Here is a 1,973-nt window from a genome sequence, read left to right on the forward strand (position 1 = left end):
GTGATATGCTTGGTTTTATCTGTGAAAGCTGTGAAATGTTATTATTGTTAAGTGCTACTATTATAATATAAGTAGGGTATGATTTATATATATGCTTGACGCTATAATTACTTTTTAGTAGTAAATATAATAAAAGGGGGATATTGTAAATGTTATTTTTTGTTAAATCCATATTTTTTTTCTATATTGCAATTCTTTTAATTAGGATGGTTATGACTAATCAAGAATTAATATTTAATCCAATTGGCAAGTTCGTTGCGAATATAACAAATCCAATATTTACTAATCTATTACAAAACTATCCAAAAGAAAAGGCTGATAAGTTTATCCCTTTGATTATTTGTATTGTTATATTTTTTCTTGGCATTATTTATTGGCTGTTTTTAGGTGGTAGTCCACTTTATACTATTATAAAAGCTTATATTGATAGTGTTTTATTTATTTATTTCTTCTATATATTGAGTCTTATTGTGGGTTGCCTTGTAGGCACAGAATATGTTTCATTTATTTCTACGTTTTTCCATAGGATTGGTTTGCCTGTTGTGAAAATATCGAGAAAGATTGTCCCAATACGTGGCAATAAAATAATAATTATATCGATAATATTGTTAACAGCATGTTACATAGCAGTGGAGGGATTATTAATATATATTATCTCTAACTTAGATTTAAATAATGCGTTTTTATTATCCATAAATTATATATTTAGTTCTTTGACTTTTTTACTTCGTCTATATACTTGGTTAATTATTATAAGGGTATTGTTGTCATGGGTAGCTCCAGATCCCTACAATACTATTGTTCAAATTATATATTCTTTAACAGAACCTATTATGGCACCCTTTAGAAAAATTATTCCACCCCTTGGTTTTATAGATATTTCACCTATACTATTAATATTCATAATTGAGTTTATAAGGGTTCTTTTAATTAGAATTTCTATGTTATTGTGATAATTTATTTTTTTTCTATTTTAATTTATTATTATATAGAGGTGCATTATGTGGTTTTTTAGAATAATTTATTTTGTTTTAGTGCTTTTTTTATACCTGTTTCTAAGCAAGGTTCATGATATTAATACTCAAGTAGCTCTAATTTTTGCTATTGCAGCTTTTATTTTAGGATATCTTTTTGAAGTTATAATCCGTTATCTAAAAAAAGAAAAAATTGTATCTGCTTTAGTGTTCGCCTTCTTTTTTCTTTTAATTGCTAATCTGTTAAGTGTTTCATTTAGGCCTATATTTAAGGATATATTTGTTATATTGTTTATAAACGTTATATTTGTATATATTGGGTTAATTTTTGGTTATAAAAATAGTGACTGGTTAAAGGACTTTTTTACAAGTAAGTCAAAAAAAGATGGGTATTTTACACCTTTGAAATTGCTAGATAGTTCAACAATAATTGATGGTAGAGTAATTGATATTGTCAATACTGGTTTTTTAGAAGGAAAGCTTGTTATCCCCAATTTTATATTAAAGGAGTTGCAAAATATATCAGATTCCCATGATCATTTAAAGAGACAAAAAGGGAGAAGGGGTTTGGATATAGTTAAAGAATTGCAAAGCCAAGAGCACTTACCTGTTGAGATAACGGATATTGATTTTAAAAATGTAAAAGCTGTAGATGAGAAACTGGTTGAGCTTGCAAAAAGGTTAAATGCTGCAATAATAACCACAGATTATAACCTATTAAAAGTAGCAGAAATTCAAAATATTATAGTTTTAAATATCAATGCTCTAGCAAAAGCTGTAAAACAGACATTATTACCGGGTGAGGTAATTAATATAAGTGTTGTTAGAGAAGGAAAAGAAAGGGATCAGGGTGTTGGTTATTTAGATGATGGGTCAATTGTTGTTATTGAGAATGGTAGAAAATATATTGGTAAAACTATTAATATTGAGGTTACTAGTTTGTTGCAATCAGATAGCGGTAGAATAGTATTTGGCAAGCCAAAATAATATTATGAAGAT

The 1,973-nt window shown here is 27.1% G+C and carries 2 protein-coding genes; both read left to right on the forward strand.

The annotated features are described in order from the left end of the window. Nucleotides 1–212: 212 nt before the first annotated feature. Entirely contained in the window at nucleotides 213–953 is a 741-nt protein-coding gene (locus SVN78_10655) for a YggT family protein (protein MDY6822065.1), read from the forward strand. Nucleotides 954–1,001: 48 nt separating this feature from the next. After that, complete coding sequence (locus tag SVN78_10660; protein ID MDY6822066.1) at nucleotides 1,002–1,961, forward strand: TRAM domain-containing protein; 960 nt, start codon at nucleotides 1,002–1,004, stop codon at nucleotides 1,959–1,961. Nucleotides 1,962–1,973: the final 12 nt, after the last annotated feature.

This window comes from Deferribacterota bacterium (genome assembly GCA_034189185.1).
In the GTDB taxonomy this organism is placed as follows: domain Bacteria; phylum Chrysiogenota; class Deferribacteres; order Deferribacterales; family UBA228; genus UBA228.